Genomic DNA, 15,897 nt, shown 5'->3' with positions numbered 1-15,897 from the left:
CGCAAGTGTTCTGACGGCCCATCAGTAAGCGCCGCGCCCGTCGAGGACCGCGCGGACGGTGCGGGCCAGCACGTCGAGATCGCCGGTGACCGACCAGTTGTCGGCGTAGTCCAGGTCGAGCGCCAGGCCCTCGTCCCACGACAGGTCGGCCCGGCCGCCGACCTGCCACGGCCCGGTGAGGCCCGGTTTCACGACGAGCCGCCGCAGCTCCACCGCGCCGTAGCGCGCCACCTCGTCAGGCAGCGGTGGCCGGGGGCCGACGAGCGCCATCTCGCCGTTCATCACGTTGACGAGCTGCGGGAGTTCGTCCAGCGAGGTGCGGCGCAGCAGCCGCCCGACACGGGTGACGCGCGGGTCGCGGCGCATCTTGAACAGGGGCCCTGAACGGTGCTCGTTGGCCCCTTCGAGCGCGGGGCGGCGCAGCTCCGCGTCGGCGACCATCGTGCGGAACTTCCAGAGCGTGAACGGTTCGCCCCGCAGGCCGACGCGGGTCTGCCGGTAGAGCACCGGCCCCGACGAGTCGATCCGCACCGCCAGCGCGAGCAGCAGCAGGAGCGGGGCGAGGAGGGCGAGGGCGAGGAAGGCGGCCGTGCGGTCGATGACCGTCTTGACGGCGGGCTGCGGGCCGCTGCGCAGCGGCGGGGCGACGTGCAGCAGGCTCAGCCCCGCGGCGGTGGAGACGGTGACGCGGCGCAGCGCCACCTCGGTGAGCCCCGAGGCGACGACGAGGGAGAGTCCGGCGTCCTGCACGGACCAGCCGAGGTGCCGCAGCCGTTCCCCGGCGAGGGCGGCGCCGGGGACGGCGAGGACGACGTCGGCGGCCTGGCCGCGTGCGGCGGCGAGTACGGTGGGCCCGTCCTGGGCCCCGGGTATCAGGTCGGGGACGGCGGGCGCCAGTCTCCCCAACCGGGGCACGCCGCAGGGCAGTTCGGCCGTCTCGCCGACCAGGACCGTGCCGATGACGACATACGGGTGGTCGGTGCGCGCGGCGAGTTGCGCGGCCACGGCGTCCACCGGTCCTGGCTCGCCGACGACCAGGACGCGCCGCACGGACTGCGCGCGGTGCCGTCTGCGGGTGAGGTGGCGGTGGATCGCGGCGCATGTCGCCCCGGTGACGAGCGGCGCGGCGCCGAGCGCGAGCAGCGCGGAGGCGGGCGAGGACGACTCGCCGGTGACGGCGCGCAGGGCGGCCAGCAGGCCGAGGAGGATGAGCCAGTCGTGCGCGGCGGACAGCAGCCCGCGCCGCTCGCCGAGGGACCGCGGCCGGTAGCGGCGGTGGACGGCGCGGACGGCCGTCCAGGAGACGGCGGCGACGGTCGCGGCGGCCAACGGGTGCGGCTCGTCGGCGAGTTGGTAGACCGCGAGGACCGGTAAGAAGGCGCCGGCGGCATCGGCGCCGACGGCGACCGGTGCGTACCAGGAGGACTGCCCCGACCGGGGGACGACCCGGCGGACCGGGACCGCCTGTTCGCGCACGATTCCAAAGCGTGAAGAGTCCTGGCGACGCATGATCGACCCCCAAGGTGCGGAAACGGCGGCACGGGAACGGCGGCGCCGCGGGGCGCCACCCGCGCGACGGCGGCGGCGCCGTGCGGCGGGGCGCCCGGTGGGGACGGCCTGACAGGCGCGGGCGCGGAAGACGGAACGGGCGGCGGACCGTTCGGGCGAACGGTCGGGGAGCGGTGGCGGAGCGGCGGAGAAATGGGTGGATGGTGTGAGGAAGGCGTGTCCTCATCTCCCCGTGAGTGCGCGCCCGGTGCCGCAGAAGAGGCTAGGGCATGCGCACGGCGTTTGGCCGCTGTTTGTTGGAACTTTCCGAAACCGCCCGGTTCCGTGGCCGGAATCTCCGGTTCCGCTCGCCGCGCCGCTCACCCCACCCGGCGCGGCAGCACCAGGCGGGTGCCCGTCACCGGATGCGGCAGCACCTCCACCGGGTGCTGGTAGACGCGGCTGAGCAGGTCTTCCGTGAACACCTCGCCCGGCTGCCCCGACGCCGCGACGCGCCCCTCGTGCAGCACGGCGGCCCGGTCCGCGTACGCGGCGGCGAGGCCGAGATCGTGCAGCACGACCACGACGGCACGGCCCGCCGCCGCCTGCTCCGTGCAGACGCGCAGCACCAACTCCTGGTGCCGCAGGTCCAGTGCGGCAGTCGGCTCGTCGAGCAGCAGCAGGGGCGCGCGCTGCGCCAGGACGCGCGCCAGCGCGACCCGCGCGCGCTCGCCGCCCGAGAGCGCGGAGAACGGCCGGTCGGCGAACCGCGTCACCTCCGTCGCCGCCATCGCCTCGGCCACGGCGGCGTCGTCCTCGTCCTCCGCACGCGTCCCGGCCCAGGGCGCGCGCCCCATGCGGACGACGTCGGCCACGGTGAAGGGGAACGACAGCGTCGCCGCCTGCGGCAACACGGCGCGCCGCAGGGCGAGTTCGGGAGCGGTCCACTCGGCGGCCCAGCGCCCGGCGATCAGGACCTCGCCGCCGTCCGGCTGCTCGTCCGCCGCGAGCACCGACAGCAGGGTTGACTTGCCGGCGCCGTTCGGGCCGACCAGCGCCAGCACCTCACCGGCCGTCACCGCGACGTCCACGCCGTCCAGCACCGTCCGGCCGCCCAGGGCCAGCGACACCCCCCGCGCGGCGGCGGCCGTCTGCCCGGCGGCGGGCGGCACCGGCACCTCGACCTGCCGCTCGCCCAACAGCCTTCGCCAGCTCACGCCCAGCCTCCCTGCCGGTTACGGGTCCTGCGCAGCAGCCAGAAGAAGAACGGGCTGCCGAGCAGCGCCGTCAGCACGCCGAGCGGCAGTTCGGCGGGCTGCGCCGCCGTCCGCGCGAACAGGTCGGCCGACAGCAGCACCAGCGCGCCGCCCAGGGCGGCGGCCGGGATGAGGAAGCGGTGCCCGGGGCCGGCCACCATCCGCAGCAGATGCGGCACGACCAGGCCGACGAAGCCGATGACGCCCGCCACCGCGACCGCCGCCGCCGTCAGCAGCGCGACCAGCAGCACGAGGACGAGCCGCAGCCGCTCCACGTCCACGCCCAGGTGCCGCGCGGGCCGCTCGCCGAGGGCCAGCAGGTCGAGCCGCCGGGCGTACGCGGGCGCCAGCAGCAGCCCGAGCGCGGCGCACGGCAGGACGGCGAGGACCGTCGGCCAGGTCGCCTGTGCGAGGGAGCCGAGCTGCCAGAACGTGATCTGCGTGACCTGCGCGTTGTCCGCGAAGAAGATGAACAGGCCGATCAGCGCCATCGCGAACGCGTTGACGGCGATGCCGGTGAGGATGAGCGTCACGACCTCGGTGCGCCCGCCCGAGCGGGAGAGGGTGTAGACGATCAGGACGGTGCCGAGCCCGGCGAGGAACGCGAAGACGGTGAGCGTCCAGTTGCCGAGGAAGTCGAGGCCGAACGCGATGGCGGCGACCGCGCCGACCGCCGCGCCGGGCGAGATGCCGATGACGGCGGGCTCGGCCAGCGGATTGCCGAACACGCCCTGCATCAGCGTCCCCGCGCAGCCGAGCGACGCCCCGACCAGCAGGGCCAGCACGACGCGCGGCAGCCGTACGTCCCACAGCACGCTCTCGCCGACCCGGTCGAGCGGCTCGCCGCCCGCGCCGAGGCGGTGCGCGACGGACGCCAGCAGGTCGGGCAGCGGGATGTCGTACGCGCCGACCGACGCGGAGACCAGCGCCATGACGACCAGCGCGGACGTCAGGCCGGTGAGCAGCAGCGTCTGCCGGACGAGGACGCGGGCGCGGGGGCGTTCCCGGGGCGGCGGCTCCCGCCGCGCCTCCTCCGCCGCTGCGGACGGGAAGGCCCCCGGGGCGGGGGCGTGTTCCGTGCCGGTCATCCCGCCACGCCGCCCTGGTGGAGCTGTTCGGCGAGCGACGCCAGCACCTCGTCCGTGCGCGGGCCGTAGTTGAGGAGCATGCCGTCCTCGACGGACGCGACGCGGCGGTCCATCCCGGCCGGGGTCTGCGCGACGCCGGGGATCTCCAGCAGGCCGTCCACGCCGCCGACCGAGTCGAGCCCCTTGGTCATCACGAGGATCACGTCGGGCGCGGCGGCGGCCAGGGCCTCGCTGGTGATGGGCGTGAAGTCCTTCTCGAGGCCGGACTCGGAGCCCGCGTCCACGCCGCCCGCCGCCTCGATCAGCGAGACGGCGCCCGACTCGGAGCCGCCGAGGAGGTAGACGGACGCGGTGCCGCGCAGGTAGAGGAACGCGACGCGCGGCCGGTCGCCGTCCGCCGGGATGCCCTCCTGCGCCGCCGCGATGCGCTCCGCCGTGCGGTCGTTCAGCTCGTCGCCCGCGCCCGGCACGCCGAGCGCCGCCGCGACCGCGTCGATGCGGGGCGCGACGTCGTCCAGCGACAGCGCGGCGTCCAGGACGACGACGGGGATGCCCGCCGCCCTGATCTGGTCGATCGACTCGGCGGGCCCGGTGGTCGATTCGGCGAGCACGACGTCGGGGTGCAGGGACAGGACGCCCTCGGCCGAGACGTCGTGACCGCGGGTCACCACCGGGAGTTCCGAAGCCTGTTCGAAGGTGGCGGTCACGTCGCGGGCGACGACGCGGTCGCCGAGGCCGAGCGTCCAGACGATCTCGGAGAGCGACCCCGACAGCGGCACGATGCGGTCCGCCGCCTCGACGGTGACCTCGCCGCCGTCCGACGAGGGGACCGTCACCGGCAGTTCCGGCGTGGGCGGGGGGCCGTCGAGCGGTTCGACGCGGTCCACGAGGGCCGTCACGGCGCTGCCGCCGTCCCCGTCCCCGCCCCCGCTGTCACCGCCGCCGCAGCCGCCGACCAGCAGGCCGACGGCCAGCAGCGCGGCGAGAGTTCCCCGAGAGTGGCGCTTCACCGGTTCCGCACCCCTTCACTTCGCGTCCCGCAGGAGGACCGTGTTCGCATCATGCGACTGTTAGGTTAGCCTAACCTCACTTCACGCCCGGCGTCCGTGTCCGGTCCACCAGGGAGGACTTCTCGATGCTGCCCAGAACTCTGCGGCTGTGCGCCTGCGCGCTGCTGGCCGCCCTGTTCGCGGCCCTGCTGCCCGGCACGGCGCAGGCGGCCGAACGGACGATCGCCGGGGGCCGGTTGGACTGGGGCGTCAAGTCCTCGTTCCAGACCTATATCACCGGCCCGATCGCCCAGGGCAGCTGGAGCCTGAACGGGGGCGCCTCCACGGTCGGCCAGAGCCAGTTCCGCTTCCACTCCGCGCAGGGCACGTACGACCCGGACAGCGGCGCGTTCACGGCGCGCTACCAGGGCGGCGTGCGCTTCACCGGGCACCAGGAGGCGGACGGCAACCTCCAACTCGACCTCACCATCAGCAATCCGTCCGTCTCCGTCTCCGGCGGCTCGGGCACCCTCTACGCCGACATGCGCAGCAAGGACCGGGAGAGCGGCGCGATCACCGACAGCCGCCAGGTGCCGCTGGCCTCGCTCGACCTCGGCGGCATCGACCTGCGCGGCGGCACCGGCATCGCCGTCACCGGCATCCCGGCCACGCTCACCGCCGAGGGCGCCGTCGCCTTCGCCGGGTACTACGCGGCGGGCGACGCGCTCGACCCGGTGACGCTCAGCGCCGACAGCACCGCCCCCGAGCCCGCCGAGCCGACGCAGGACCCCACGGACGAGCCGCCCGCCGACACGGGCGAGGACGAGGAGGAGCCGGGCGGCGAGGCGGCGTTCGCCACCGCCGCCGTGGACTGGGGCGTCCGCCGCACCTTCCGCGAGTACGTCAGCGGCACCATCGCCCAAGGCGGCTGGGAGCTCGGCGACGGCGCCGAGGACGGCGGCGCAGTCTTCCGCTTCCCCGAGGGCGAGGGCACGGCCGACCCCGAAGCCGGGACGCTGGACGCCGCGTTCGCCGGGACGGTCACCTTCACCGGCACGGACCTCGACCTGACGCTCGGCGGCGTCACCGTCACCGTCGCGGACGGCACCGGCACGCTCGCCGCCGACGTCACCACCGGCGGGGACACCGCCGAGGACCGGCCGCTGGTCACCTTTCCCGCCGCCACCGACGCCCTCACCCCGGACGACGGCCTGCTGCTGCTCGCCGAGGTGCCCGCGACGCTCACCGAGGAGGGCGCCGAGGCGTTCGGCGGCCTCTACCAGGCGGGCGCCGCCATGGACCCGCTCACCCTCGCCGTCGCCCTCGACGACGGCGCGGAACTCCCCGCGCTCCCCGACCTCGGCAGCGACCCCGTCGATGCCCAGGCACCAGAACCCACCCCAACGGACGACCCCGCACCCGCTGCCACCGACACCGAGAACGCGTCGGAGGACACGGGCGGTACCCCGGTCGCCCTCATCGCGACCGGCGTGGGCGCACTGCTCGTCCTCGCCGCCGCAGCCGTCACTCTCACCCGACGCAGCCGCCGTGCGCCGCGCGTCGCGACCACACCCGAGGAGAACGACCCGTCATGACCCGGAACAGATCCCTGCTGCTCACCGCCGCCACGGCGACGGTGCTCGGCGTGACCGCCTTCGCGGGCCCGGCGCTGGCGGCCCCCGCCGCCCCCGCCGCCCCGCCGACCACCATCGGCCTGACCGACGGCACGCTCGACTGGGGCCTGAAAGCCTCGTTCCGCAACTACATCACCAGCCCCATCGCCAACGGCCAGATCACGGTGGCGGACGGCGCCGAGCGCAACACGGACGGCACCTTCCGGTTCACCGGCGGCACCGGCAGCTACGACCTGGCGACGCACGGCGTGGACACCGCCTTCGAGGGCGGCGTGCACTTCGAGGGCCACCACGGCGAACTCGACCTCGGCCTGTCCGACCTGCGCGTCGAGACCGAGGGCACCGGCGGCGCGATCGTCGCGGACGTGACGGTCGCGGGCGAGACGACGCAGGACGTCGAGTTCGCCACCCTGGACCTGACCGGCATCCGGCCGGGCTCGGGCGAGGGCGGCGCGATGGTGTTCGCGAACATACCCGCCACGCTGACGGCGGGCGGCGCGGAGGCGTTCGAGTACAACGGCACGCCGATGTACGCCGAGGGCACCGTCCTCGACCCGGCGACGCTGACGGTGTCGCCGGTGGAGGAGGAGCCGACGGATCCGACCGATCCGACGGACCCCACGGACCCGACCGATCCGACCGATCCGACCGACCCCGGTGACGCGGAAGACCCGGGCGTCGTCCACGACGGCACCCTGGACTGGGGCGTCAAGGCGTCGTTCCGCTCCTACATCACCGGCCCGATCGCGGGCGGCAGCGTCGAACTCACCGGCGGCGCCACGGAGAACGCGTCCGGCTACAGCTTCCCGAACGCCGAGGGCGCCTTCGACGAGGCCGCCCCAGCGCTGGAGGCGGGCTTCGACGGCAGCGTCCGCTTCACCGGCCACCACGGCGCGCTCGACCTCACCTTCAGCGACCTGAACGTGGACCTCGACGGCACCGAGGGCTCCCTCGTCGCCGACGTGGCCGCGACGGACGCCGAGAGCGGCGAGGTCACCGAGTACGACGACATCACCGTCGCCGAACTCGACGTGCCCGAAGGCGCGTTGACGGCGGACGGCGACGTCCTCACCCTCGACGCGCTCCCGGCCACGCTCACGGCGGACGGCGCCCAGGCGTTCGAGTACAACGGCACGCCGATGTACCCGGCGGGCACCGCGCTCGACCCGGTCAGCGTCCGCGTCACCCTCAGCGACGACGCCACCGTGCCCCCGGCCGGGCCCGGCGGCGGTGACGACGACGGCGGCGCGGGTGGCGCGGGTGGTACCGGCGGCACCGGCGGTACCGGCGGCGCCTCCCCGCAGGGCGGCGCGACCGGCGGCGCCCTCGCCAGCACCGGCGCCGGGATCGGCGCGGCAGCCGCGCTGAGCACGGCGGCGGCCCTCGCGGCGGGCGGCGTCCTCCTGCGGCGCACGGCCACGCGCCGCCGCACCGCCTGACCCGTACGACGCACGACCCGCACCGACCGGCAGCCCGCCCCCCCGCCACAGGGGCGGGCTGCCTCACGTCCGGCCGCCGCCCCGCGCCGGCCACCGTCACGGCCAGTCGGTCAGCACCTCCACCGCCGCCGTCAGCGCGCCGACCAGCGCCGTCACCGGTGCGGGGGCCGGGGGCGCGCCGTAGTAGGCGACGGAGATCCGCCGCCGGTCGGCCGGGAGACGGCCGATCCGCACGCCGTCCTGCCGGTGCGCCCGCAGCGCCAGGCCGGGCAGCACGCTCACGCCGAGCCCCGCCGCCACCAGCGCCTGCACCGCCACATGGTCGTCCGTCTCGAACGTGATGCGCGGCTCGAAGCCGAGGCCGCCGCACATCGCGACCAGGTGCAGGCGGCAGCGCTCGCACCCGGCGATCCAGTTCTCGGCCCGGTACGTCGCCAGGTCGCCCCCCGCTCCCGGCCAGCGCCGCGCGGCGGGGGTCACGACGTACATCGGCTCGTCCAGCAGCGGGAGGACGGTCGTGTTGCGGCGGTCGCCGGGCAGCGGGTCGTCGTGCTCGAAGATCAGCGCCGCGTCCACGTCGGCGTTCCGCAGCGCGGTCAGCGCCTCGGGCGGCTCGGCCTCGGTCAGTGCCAGCGCGACCCCCGGGTGGTCGGCCGCCAGCCGCGCCGCCGCGTCGGGCACCAGCGTGGCGAGCGCCGAGGGGAACGCCGCCAGCCGCACCCGGCCCGTACGCAGCCCCGCGTGCGCCGCCAGCTCGGCCCGCGCCGCCTCCACCCGGCCGAGGATCTCCTCGGCGCGCGCGACGAGCAGCAGGCCCGCGTCCGTCAGCAGGACGCCGCGCCCGGCCCGGCGCACCAGCGGCACCCCCGCCTCGGCCTCCAGCTTCGCCAGGTGATGGCTCACGGACGGCTGGGCGTAGTGCAGCGCCTCGGCCGCCGCCGTGACGGAGCCCTCCCGCGCGACGGCGACGAGCACCCGCAACCGTGTCAGATCCAGCATTCCCGCAGCGTAGCCCGCATCCATAGACGGTATCGATGAAAGTCGAGAAAACCGGCATTAGATCTATCGGTCCCTCGCCGCGCATGCTGGAGGCATGCGAGCACCGACCATCACCGACGCGCTCCACGCCCGCCGCCTGCTGGCCGACCACCTCCCGCCGACCCCGATGTGGTCCTACCCGGCGCTCGACGCCGCCGTGGGCGCCACCGTGCTCGTCAAGCACGAGAACGTCCAGCCGACCGGCGCCTTCAAGGTGCGCGGCGGCCTCACGCTCCTCGCGGGCATGTCGCCGCAGGAGCGGGCCCGTGGCATCGTCGGCTACTCGACGGGCAACCACGCGCAGTCCCTCGCGTACGCCGCCGCCCGCCTCGGCGCGCCGTGCGTCATCGTCATGCCCGCCGCCCCCAACCCGGCCAAGGCCGCCGCCGTGCGCGCCCTGGGCGCCGAACTGGTCGAGCACGGCGCCGACATGACGGAGGCGGCCGGGCACGCCGCCGACCTGGCACGCGCGCGCGGCATGCGGCTCATCAGCGCGGGCGACGAGCCCGCACTCGTCGCGGGGGTCGCGACCGCGTACCTGGAGATGTTCGAGCAGGCCCCGGGCCTGGACACGGTCGTCGTGCCGGTCGGCGGGGGCAGCGGGGCGGCGGCGGCCTGTCTGGCGGCGGCGGCCGTCGCGCCGCACTGCCGCGTCGTCGCCGTGCAGGCCGCCGCCTCGCCCGCCGCCCACGACTCGTGGCGCGCGGGCGAGCTGCTGACCCGGCCGAACCGCACGCGCGTCGAGGGCCTGGCGACCGGCTGCGCCTTCGCGCTGACGCAGGGCCTCATGCGGGAGCACCTGGCGGACTTCCTGCTGGTCACCGACGAGCAGATCGCGGACGCGCAGTGGCGCATGATGCGGGACGTCCACACGCTCGCCGAGGGCGCGGGCGCCACCGCGCTGGCCGCCGTCCTCACGCACCGGGACCGCATCCCAGGACGCACGATCGGCGTGATGTGCAGCGGCGGCAACGCGGCCGAGCGCGAACTGCGCGCCTGTGTGACGGCCCCGGCGGTCCCGGCCGCCGAGGCCGTCGCCTCCTGACGCCGGTCAGGCGGCCGGTTTCTCCCAGACGGACACGTGCCGCGTGCTCTCGCTCGTGAACGGCTCGCGCGTCCAGCCCTCCCAGCGCCCGTACGGCCGCAGCCCGGCGAGCTGGGCCATCAGGTCGAGCTCCGACGGCCACACGTACCGGAACGGGATCGACCGGTACTCGCCGCGGCCGTCCACGACCTCGACGTAGTTCGAGCTGGTCGCCTGGGTCGCGACGTCGTAGATGTCGAACGCCCAGCGCGTCGGGCTCACATGGAACGGCACCACGGTCTGCCCGGCCGGGAGCCTGCGCAGCTCGGGCACCAGGACCTCGACGGCGAACGTGCCGCCGGGGGCCAGGTGCGCCGCCGCGTTGCGGAAGGCGGCCACCTGCGCCGCCTGCGTCGTCAGGTTCATGATCGTGTTGAAGACCAGGTAGACGACGGAGAACGTCCCCGCCACCCGTGTCGTCGCGAAGTCGCCGATCGTGACGCCGACCGCCTCCCCGCCCGGCTTGGCGCGCAGCCTGGCGACCATCGCCCGTGACAGGTCGATGCCGTGGACCTCGACGCCCCTGCCCGCCAGGGGCAGCGCCAGCCGTCCCGTCCCGACGCCGAACTCCAGCGCCCGGCCCCCGCCCGCCAGCTCCGCCAGCAGATCGACCGCCGGGTCCACGGCGCCGGGGGCGAACATCTCCGCCGACGACCGGTCGTAGGCCGCCGCGACACGCTCTCCGAAGTAACCGTCCGTCTCGTCCATCGCCGGACCGTACTGCGTGAACACGCCGCGGCGCGCCCGAATTTCGGGCCGGTCCTGCTCAGGACAGGAACGCGGTCAGTTCCGCGAGGACGGCCTCCGGCTGCTCCTCGGGGAGGTAGTGGCCGCAGTCGGCGATCTCGGCGACGCGTACGTCCGTGCCCCTGCCCGGCAGGACGTCGCGCAGATACGCGTAGTTGCTCAGGTCGCCGCCGAGGCCGAGCAGCGGCGCGGCGACGGGGGCGTACGCGCGCTGGTCCTCGACGTCCTGCCGGAACGCGCGGTACCAGGCGTTCCCGGCGCGCACCGCGTCGGCCGTCCCGTAGGCGCGGGTGTAGACCTGCCGCGCGCGCTCGTCCACCGTGCCGGGGTCGAGGGCCTGGCGCGTGAACAGCCAGTCGATCAGCAGCCGGACGCGGCCGTCGAGCAACTGCTCGGGGAGGCCCGGGACCTGGTTGAACGCGAACCACCACAGGTAGGAGCGGATCCCCGGCTCGGGCGATCCGTCCGCGCGCTGGTCCGGCTCGGGGAGCAGCCGGAAGTCCGTCCAGCCCTCGTCGGGGTGCGGCACGTCGAGGAGGGCGACGCGGCCGGTGGCCTCCGGGTGGTTGGCGGCGAAGCTGTAGGCGACCATGGCGCCGATGTCGTGGCCGACCAGGTCGGCGCTCTCCAGGCCGAGGTGCCGGAGGAGGCCGAGGATGTCGCGGGCCATCGTCCGCTTGTCGTAGCCGCCCTGGGGCTTGTCCGAGGCGCCCATGCCACGCAGGTCCACGGCGATGACGCGGTGGTCGCGGGCGAGGGCGGGCATGACCTTGTGCCACTGCCACCAGGTCTGCGGCCAGCCGCCGAGCAGGACCAGCGGCGAGCCGCTGCCGCCCTCGACGTAGTGCAGGCGCACGTCGCCCACGTCGGCGTGGTGGCTGGCGAAGCCGCCGTCCAGGGAGCGGGCGAGCGCGGCGTCGGACAGGTCGGCGTCGGGGAGGTCGGGGAGGGGGGAAGCGGGCATGGCCGGTCCTCGGGTCGGGGGCGGGGTGTCGTTACGACCGTACGAGATGATCGAACGGTCGATCTGTACGATACTTTCGTACGGTCGTACCGGTCCTGTCAACCGCCCGCCGACGCCGCCGGGTCACTCCCTACGCGAAATCCGTACAGTGGGGGCATGGCCGTCCTCCACCACCCGGACACCGACCAGCTCGACCTGGTCCACGTGCTCGCGGCCCTCGGGCACCCCGTCAGGCTCGCCGTCGTCCGCGCCCTCGCGACCGGCGAGGAGACGTACTGTGGCGAGCTGGTCCCCGACCTGCCCCGCTCCTCCCTCACCCACCACTGGCGCGCGCTGCGCGAGAGCGGCGTGATCCGCCAGCGGCCCGAGGGGCGCCGCCTCTACCTCACGCTGCGCCGCGCCGACCTCGACGCCCGCTTCCCCGGCCTGCTCGACCTGGTCCTCGCGCAGCCCGACTAGCGTTCAGCGTCGGCCAGATGCCGCGCGACGTCGGCCGGATGCGTCAGCTGCGGGTAGTGCCCGGCCCCGGGTATCACGGCCACCGGGTGGCGGACGGCCTCGGTCAGCGGGTCGGCCGAGCCCGCGACGATCAGCACCGGCACGCGTACGCCGTCCAGCAGCTCCCGCGCCCGCTGCCGCTCCGCGCCGCCCGCCCGCAGCGCCGCGACCGTCCGGCGCGCCACCCCGGGGCGCCGCAGGTCGGCCACGGCGCTGTCCACCTCGGGCCCCTCCGGCACGCCGAGCGTCCTGGCCAGCCGCGCGGCGGACACCCGGCGCAGCACCGCCGCGGCGGGCGGCCTGGGCCCCGGCGCCTGGAGGAACGCCGGGGCGACGAGGACGAGGCCCCCGATCCGGTCCGGGTGTTCGGTGGCGAAGCGCAGCGCGGGCACGCAGGCGAAGGAGTGCGCGACCAGCGTCGGCCGGGTCCGTACGGGCTCAAGCAGCTCGGCCAGCCACGTGGCGGTGGACCGTTCCGTGGGGGAGGAGCGGCCGAGGCCCGGCAGGTCGGCGGCCAGCGTGGGGCCGGGGAGCCGGGCGGCGAGGGGTGCCCACAGGTCGGCGTTCATCGGCAGCCCGTGCAGCAGGACGTGCGACGGGCTCCGCCGCTCACCGGCCACCCACGTGCGGCTGCCCGCGACGGCGTGGAAGCCGTGCGGGCCCTGCCGGGCGGGCGCGGCGCCGAACCGGGCCGCCACCAGGTCGTCGGCCCAGGCGCGCAGGGCGTCGGCGGCCGGGGGCATCTCCAGACCGGCGCTCTCCGCGAGGGCGCGGGCGGACGCGGTCGGGTAGCGGTCGGTGGAGAGGAACGACAGCGTCTCGGGGTCGGCGCCGGTCAGCCTGCTCGGCAGCCGCCGCAGCAGGCCCACGGGCACCGTCCGCCGTGGCGCCCGGACGCCGAGGTGCGCGGCGAGCGCGCGGATCAGCTCGGGCAGCGGGGGCGTGGCGTCGTCCAGCACCCAGTGATCGACCCCGGCGGGCGACGCGGGCACCTCGGCCAGGAACCGCGCGAGGTGGCCGACGGTCACGATCGGCACGAACGTGTCGGGCCCGCCCGGCAGCGCGGGCAGCCGTCCGCGCCACAGGTCCTGGACGAGCGAGGCCAGGCCGATGTACTGGCCTGGCCCGATCACGCTGCTGGGATTGACGACGTTCAGCGGCACCCCCAGCTCGCGCGCCCGCGCCACGACCGCGTGATGCCCCTCCACCTTCGACGCCTCGTACGCGCCGAGCGCGGCGTAGTCGGGCGTGGCCTCGGCGGCGGCCACCCGGTAGCCGCTGAGGTGCACCAGGCGCCGCAACTCCGGCAGCCCGGCGGCCCATTCGAGCACGTGGAGGGCGCCGGTGACGTTCGCCGCCCGCGCCTCCCGCATGCCGAGGCCGAAGGCGTAGCGGGCTGCGGTGTTGTAGACGTCGCGCGCCGCGGGCAGCCCGGTGAGCGGGCGGGTGATGTCGGCGGTGACGACGTCGAGGCCGCCGGGGTCCACGCCCTGGGCGGCGAGCCAGGGCGTGAGGGTGTCGGTGCGCACGGCGGCCGTCACCCGCCGTCCTCGCGTGAGCAGTTCGGCGACGAGGGAGCGGCCGACGAAGCCGGTGGCGCCGAAGACGAGCGCGTCCATGGGAATCCTCACTGGATCGGTCTACATATTTTTCGGACGAGGGAACGGCCCGCCGGTCGCGGCGGGCCGTGGGTCAGGCGAGCAGGGCGCCGATCCGGCGGGCGACGGCGTCCAGCGGCGCGCGGCTGCGATGCGCCCGCGCCAGCAGCAGCGCCCCCTCCACCAGCGCCAGGACCGTGAGGGCGAGGTCGTCCGCGTCCGCGCGGTCCGCGAGCCGCGCGCGCAGCGTCGCCTCCCAGGACGCGTAGACGTCGGAGCACGCCGCGTGCAGCGGATCGCTGGTGGCGGCGGTCTCCAGCGCGACGGTGGCCACCGGGCACCCCCGGCGCCAGCCCGACGCCTCCAGCTGGTCGCCGAGGTGCCGCAGCACGCCGGTGACGAACTCCTCCGCCGACGCGCTCGCGGCGGCCAGCTCCGCGAGGTCGCCGTCGATCGCCCGCCCGGCCCGCCGGAGGGTTTCGCCGACCAACTGGTCCTTGCCGCCGGGGAAGTGGAAGTACAGCGAACCGCGCGGCGCCCCGCTCACCGCGACCACCTGGTTCAGCCCGGCGCCCGCGTACCCGCCCGTCTCGACCAGTTCCCGTGTCGCGTCCAGCAGCCGGTTCCGCGTCTCGGTGCCCTTCTGTCCCATGACGCGACAGTAGACCGATCTGCATATTCCCTGCAAGGCGAGGTCAGGCGGCGGCGCCCCGGGCGACCGCCACTACACTTGCGCCGATCGAACGAACCGTCGTCGCTGGTCCGGCAAGGAGAAGCCCCGTGCCCCTGGTGTCTGTCGTGATGCCCGTCTACAACTCGGCGGCCACTCTCGGCGCCTCGATCCGGTCGGTGCTCACGCAGACCCACGGTGACCTGGAACTGCTGGTCACCGACGACAAGTCCTCCGACGGCTCCATGGACCTGCTCACGGACCTCGCGCGGCAGGACGAACGCGTCCTGCCGAGGTCGGCCCCCGAGCGGGGCGGCGCCGGGCGGGCCCGGAACCTCGCCATCGAACGGGCGCGGGGCGACTACGTCGCGTTCCTCGACAGCGACGACATGTGGCTCCCGGAGAAGACCGAGCGGCAGCTCGCGTTCGCCGCGGCAGGTGACGCCCCGCTGACGTTCACGTCCTACTACAAGATGGACGCCGAACACGACGGCGAGAGCACCGAGTTCGTCCCCAACGGCCGCGTGATCCACGCGCGTGAACACGTGGACTACCGCGCGATGCTGGTCCGTGACCACATCGGCGCGCTCACCGCCATGTACGACCGGACGGTCCTCGGCACGCGGCTGATGCCCGAGATGCTGAAGCGGCAGGACTACGCCCTGTGGCTGTCCATCATGCGCGACGGCCACGACGCCCGGGGCCTCGCCGAACCCCTCGCGGTGTACCGGGCCCACCAGGCGGGCTCGCTGTCCTCCAACAAGATGTCGCTCGTCCAGTACAACTGGACGCTCTACCGCGACCAGGAGGGCCTGTCCGTCCCCCGCGCGACACGGGCGCTGGCCGGAGCCGTCTGGCAGTCGCTGCGCAACTCCCGGATCTGACCCCGCCGTTCCCGGCCGCGGAGCGGTGATCCCGTCGTGGCCCAGGGGGTGTCGTCAGGCGGGCTGCCCGTCGGCCACGTCCCAGGAGCAGGGGCCGCCGTGCCCGGCGAAGAAGCAGCAGACCTCCTCCTGCGGCCCCGGTTCCCCGTTGCGGCAGGGGCAGTCGAGCAGGACCGTCACGCCCAGCAGCTGCCCCGCCTGCCAGGTCGCCCAGATGGAACCCGTGTGCCGCCCGTCGAGGTCCGCCACGTACACGTGGTGCGGCCCTTCCCCGTGCGCCCCCAGCTCACAGCGCACCACCCCCGGCCGCAACTCCTCCGCGTGCTCGCCGAGCAGCGCGCCCAGCCGTGCCGGTGCGTACGTCCAGCCACCGCACGCCCGCACGCGCGTCTTCGTCAACTCGTCCACTGTCCTGCCTCTTTCCTCGCCCGTGAGCCATGTCGGACGGCTCATCCCCCGGATGCTCCCCCGCCTGAGAGTAGCGCAACCATCACTTGCCAAGTGCAATTGCACTTAGGAG

Annotated in this window: 15 protein-coding genes; 5 read left to right on the top strand and 10 right to left on the bottom strand. The window is 75.1% G+C overall.

Annotated elements, in window-relative coordinates:
• Positions 1 to 21 precede the first annotated feature (21 nt).
• From IF27_RS12130 to IF27_RS12115, 4 genes are all read right to left on the bottom strand, one after another.
• Entirely contained in the window at positions 22 to 1,509 is a 1,488-nt protein-coding gene (locus IF27_RS12130; RefSeq protein ID WP_052849497.1) for an exopolysaccharide biosynthesis polyprenyl glycosylphosphotransferase, read from the bottom strand.
• Between the two features lie 359 nt (positions 1,510 to 1,868).
• On the bottom strand, positions 1,869 to 2,705 hold the full coding sequence (locus tag IF27_RS12125; RefSeq protein ID WP_052849496.1) for a heme ABC transporter ATP-binding protein: 837 nt from the start codon (positions 2,703 to 2,705) through the stop codon (positions 1,869 to 1,871).
• Positions 2,702 to 3,832, bottom strand: coding sequence for an iron chelate uptake ABC transporter family permease subunit (locus IF27_RS12120; protein ID WP_052849495.1), 1,131 nt, complete (start codon positions 3,830 to 3,832; stop codon positions 2,702 to 2,704). The genes IF27_RS12125 and IF27_RS12120 overlap by 4 nt, the downstream gene beginning before the upstream one ends.
• Positions 3,829 to 4,842 carry a heme/hemin ABC transporter substrate-binding protein gene (locus IF27_RS12115; protein ID WP_052849494.1) on the bottom strand — a complete coding sequence of 338 codons (1,014 nt, stop codon included), beginning with the start codon at positions 4,840 to 4,842 and terminating at the stop codon, positions 3,829 to 3,831. The genes IF27_RS12120 and IF27_RS12115 overlap by 4 nt, the downstream gene beginning before the upstream one ends.
• Before the next feature lie 125 nt (positions 4,843 to 4,967).
• Between IF27_RS12115 and IF27_RS12110 the strand changes: the two genes are divergently transcribed.
• Positions 4,968 to 6,416, top strand: a complete 1,449-nt coding sequence (locus IF27_RS12110; RefSeq protein WP_052849493.1) for an HtaA domain-containing protein — start codon at positions 4,968 to 4,970, stop codon at positions 6,414 to 6,416.
• Positions 6,413 to 7,894, top strand: coding sequence for an HtaA domain-containing protein (locus IF27_RS12105; RefSeq protein WP_052849492.1), 1,482 nt, complete (start codon positions 6,413 to 6,415; stop codon positions 7,892 to 7,894). Before IF27_RS12110 ends, IF27_RS12105 begins: the two co-directional genes overlap by 4 nt.
• Positions 7,895 to 7,990: 96 nt before the next feature.
• Here the strand turns inward: IF27_RS12105 and IF27_RS12100 are convergent, their stop codons facing one another.
• The gene (locus IF27_RS12100; protein WP_052849491.1) at positions 7,991 to 8,893 is read right to left on the bottom strand and encodes a LysR family transcriptional regulator; all 903 of its coding nucleotides are present in this window, start codon (positions 8,891 to 8,893) and stop codon (positions 7,991 to 7,993) included.
• A 94-nt stretch (positions 8,894 to 8,987) separates the two neighbouring features.
• Between IF27_RS12100 and IF27_RS12095 the strand changes: the two genes are divergently transcribed.
• The gene (locus tag IF27_RS12095) at positions 8,988 to 9,977 is read left to right on the top strand and encodes a threonine ammonia-lyase (protein ID WP_052849490.1); all 990 of its coding nucleotides are present in this window, start codon (positions 8,988 to 8,990) and stop codon (positions 9,975 to 9,977) included.
• 6 nt (positions 9,978 to 9,983) lie between these two features.
• On the opposite strand, the gene IF27_RS12090 is transcribed toward IF27_RS12095, so the two are convergent.
• Positions 9,984 to 10,724 (bottom strand): class I SAM-dependent methyltransferase, encoded by a 741-nt coding sequence (locus IF27_RS12090; protein ID WP_052849588.1) that lies wholly within the window; start codon positions 10,722 to 10,724, stop codon positions 9,984 to 9,986.
• Between the two features lie 58 nt (positions 10,725 to 10,782).
• On the bottom strand, positions 10,783 to 11,727 hold the full coding sequence (locus IF27_RS12085; protein WP_052849489.1) for an alpha/beta fold hydrolase: 945 nt from the start codon (positions 11,725 to 11,727) through the stop codon (positions 10,783 to 10,785).
• Between the two features lie 156 nt (positions 11,728 to 11,883).
• On the opposite strand from IF27_RS12085, the gene IF27_RS12080 reads away from it, so the two are divergent.
• A complete protein-coding gene (locus IF27_RS12080; protein ID WP_052849488.1) occupies positions 11,884 to 12,186 on the top strand; it encodes an ArsR/SmtB family transcription factor in 303 nt (100 codons plus the stop codon).
• Here the strand turns inward: IF27_RS12080 and IF27_RS12075 are convergent.
• Both IF27_RS12075 and IF27_RS12070 read right to left on the bottom strand, forming a co-directional pair.
• Positions 12,183 to 13,844, bottom strand: coding sequence for an alpha/beta fold hydrolase (locus tag IF27_RS12075; protein WP_052849487.1), 1,662 nt, complete (start codon positions 13,842 to 13,844; stop codon positions 12,183 to 12,185). The genes IF27_RS12080 and IF27_RS12075 overlap by 4 nt on opposite strands.
• 73 nt (positions 13,845 to 13,917) lie before the next feature.
• A complete protein-coding gene (locus IF27_RS12070; RefSeq protein ID WP_052849486.1) occupies positions 13,918 to 14,475 on the bottom strand; it encodes a TetR/AcrR family transcriptional regulator in 558 nt (185 codons plus the stop codon).
• Between the two features lie 128 nt (positions 14,476 to 14,603).
• On the opposite strand from IF27_RS12070, the gene IF27_RS12065 reads away from it, so the two are divergent.
• Positions 14,604 to 15,377: a glycosyltransferase family 2 protein gene (locus tag IF27_RS12065; protein ID WP_052849485.1), complete on the top strand. Its 774-nt coding sequence runs from the start codon at positions 14,604 to 14,606 to the stop codon at positions 15,375 to 15,377.
• A 54-nt stretch (positions 15,378 to 15,431) separates the two neighbouring features.
• Here IF27_RS12065 and IF27_RS12060 read toward each other — a convergent pair whose 3' ends face one another.
• Positions 15,432 to 15,830, bottom strand: a complete 399-nt coding sequence (locus IF27_RS12060; protein WP_190232911.1) for a hypothetical protein — start codon at positions 15,828 to 15,830, stop codon at positions 15,432 to 15,434.
• Positions 15,831 to 15,897 lie beyond the last annotated feature (67 nt).

Origin of the sequence: Streptomyces avicenniae (genome assembly GCF_000719135.1) — a bacterium.
Classification (GTDB): Bacteria; Actinomycetota; Actinomycetes; order Streptomycetales; family Streptomycetaceae; genus Streptomyces; species Streptomyces avicenniae.
The sequence above is the reverse complement of the archived record's forward strand: the minus strand, read 5'-3'. Positions and strand labels throughout refer to the sequence as shown.

Excerpts from the sequence above, each read along its gene's own strand:
- IF27_RS12095 (WP_052849490.1), top strand. The coding sequence starts at position 8,988 with ATGCGAGCACCGACCATCACCGACGCGCTCCACGCCCGCCGCCTGCTG.
- IF27_RS12060 (WP_190232911.1), bottom strand. The coding sequence starts at position 15,830 with ATGAGCCGTCCGACATGGCTCACGGGCGAGGAAAGAGGCAGGACAGTG.
- IF27_RS12130 (WP_052849497.1), bottom strand. The coding sequence starts at position 1,509 with ATGCGTCGCCAGGACTCTTCACGCTTTGGAATCGTGCGCGAACAGGCG.
- IF27_RS12110 (WP_052849493.1), top strand. The coding sequence starts at position 4,968 with ATGCTGCCCAGAACTCTGCGGCTGTGCGCCTGCGCGCTGCTGGCCGCC.
- IF27_RS12100 (WP_052849491.1), bottom strand. The coding sequence starts at position 8,893 with ATGCTGGATCTGACACGGTTGCGGGTGCTCGTCGCCGTCGCGCGGGAG.
- IF27_RS12075 (WP_052849487.1), bottom strand. The coding sequence starts at position 13,844 with ATGGACGCGCTCGTCTTCGGCGCCACCGGCTTCGTCGGCCGCTCCCTC.
- IF27_RS12085 (WP_052849489.1), bottom strand. The coding sequence starts at position 11,727 with ATGCCCGCTTCCCCCCTCCCCGACCTCCCCGACGCCGACCTGTCCGAC.
- IF27_RS12090 (WP_052849588.1), bottom strand. The coding sequence starts at position 10,724 with ATGGACGAGACGGACGGTTACTTCGGAGAGCGTGTCGCGGCGGCCTAC.
- IF27_RS12120 (WP_052849495.1), bottom strand. The coding sequence starts at position 3,832 with ATGACCGGCACGGAACACGCCCCCGCCCCGGGGGCCTTCCCGTCCGCA.
- IF27_RS12080 (WP_052849488.1), top strand. The coding sequence starts at position 11,884 with ATGGCCGTCCTCCACCACCCGGACACCGACCAGCTCGACCTGGTCCAC.
- IF27_RS12070 (WP_052849486.1), bottom strand. The coding sequence starts at position 14,475 with ATGGGACAGAAGGGCACCGAGACGCGGAACCGGCTGCTGGACGCGACA.
- IF27_RS12105 (WP_052849492.1), top strand. The coding sequence starts at position 6,413 with ATGACCCGGAACAGATCCCTGCTGCTCACCGCCGCCACGGCGACGGTG.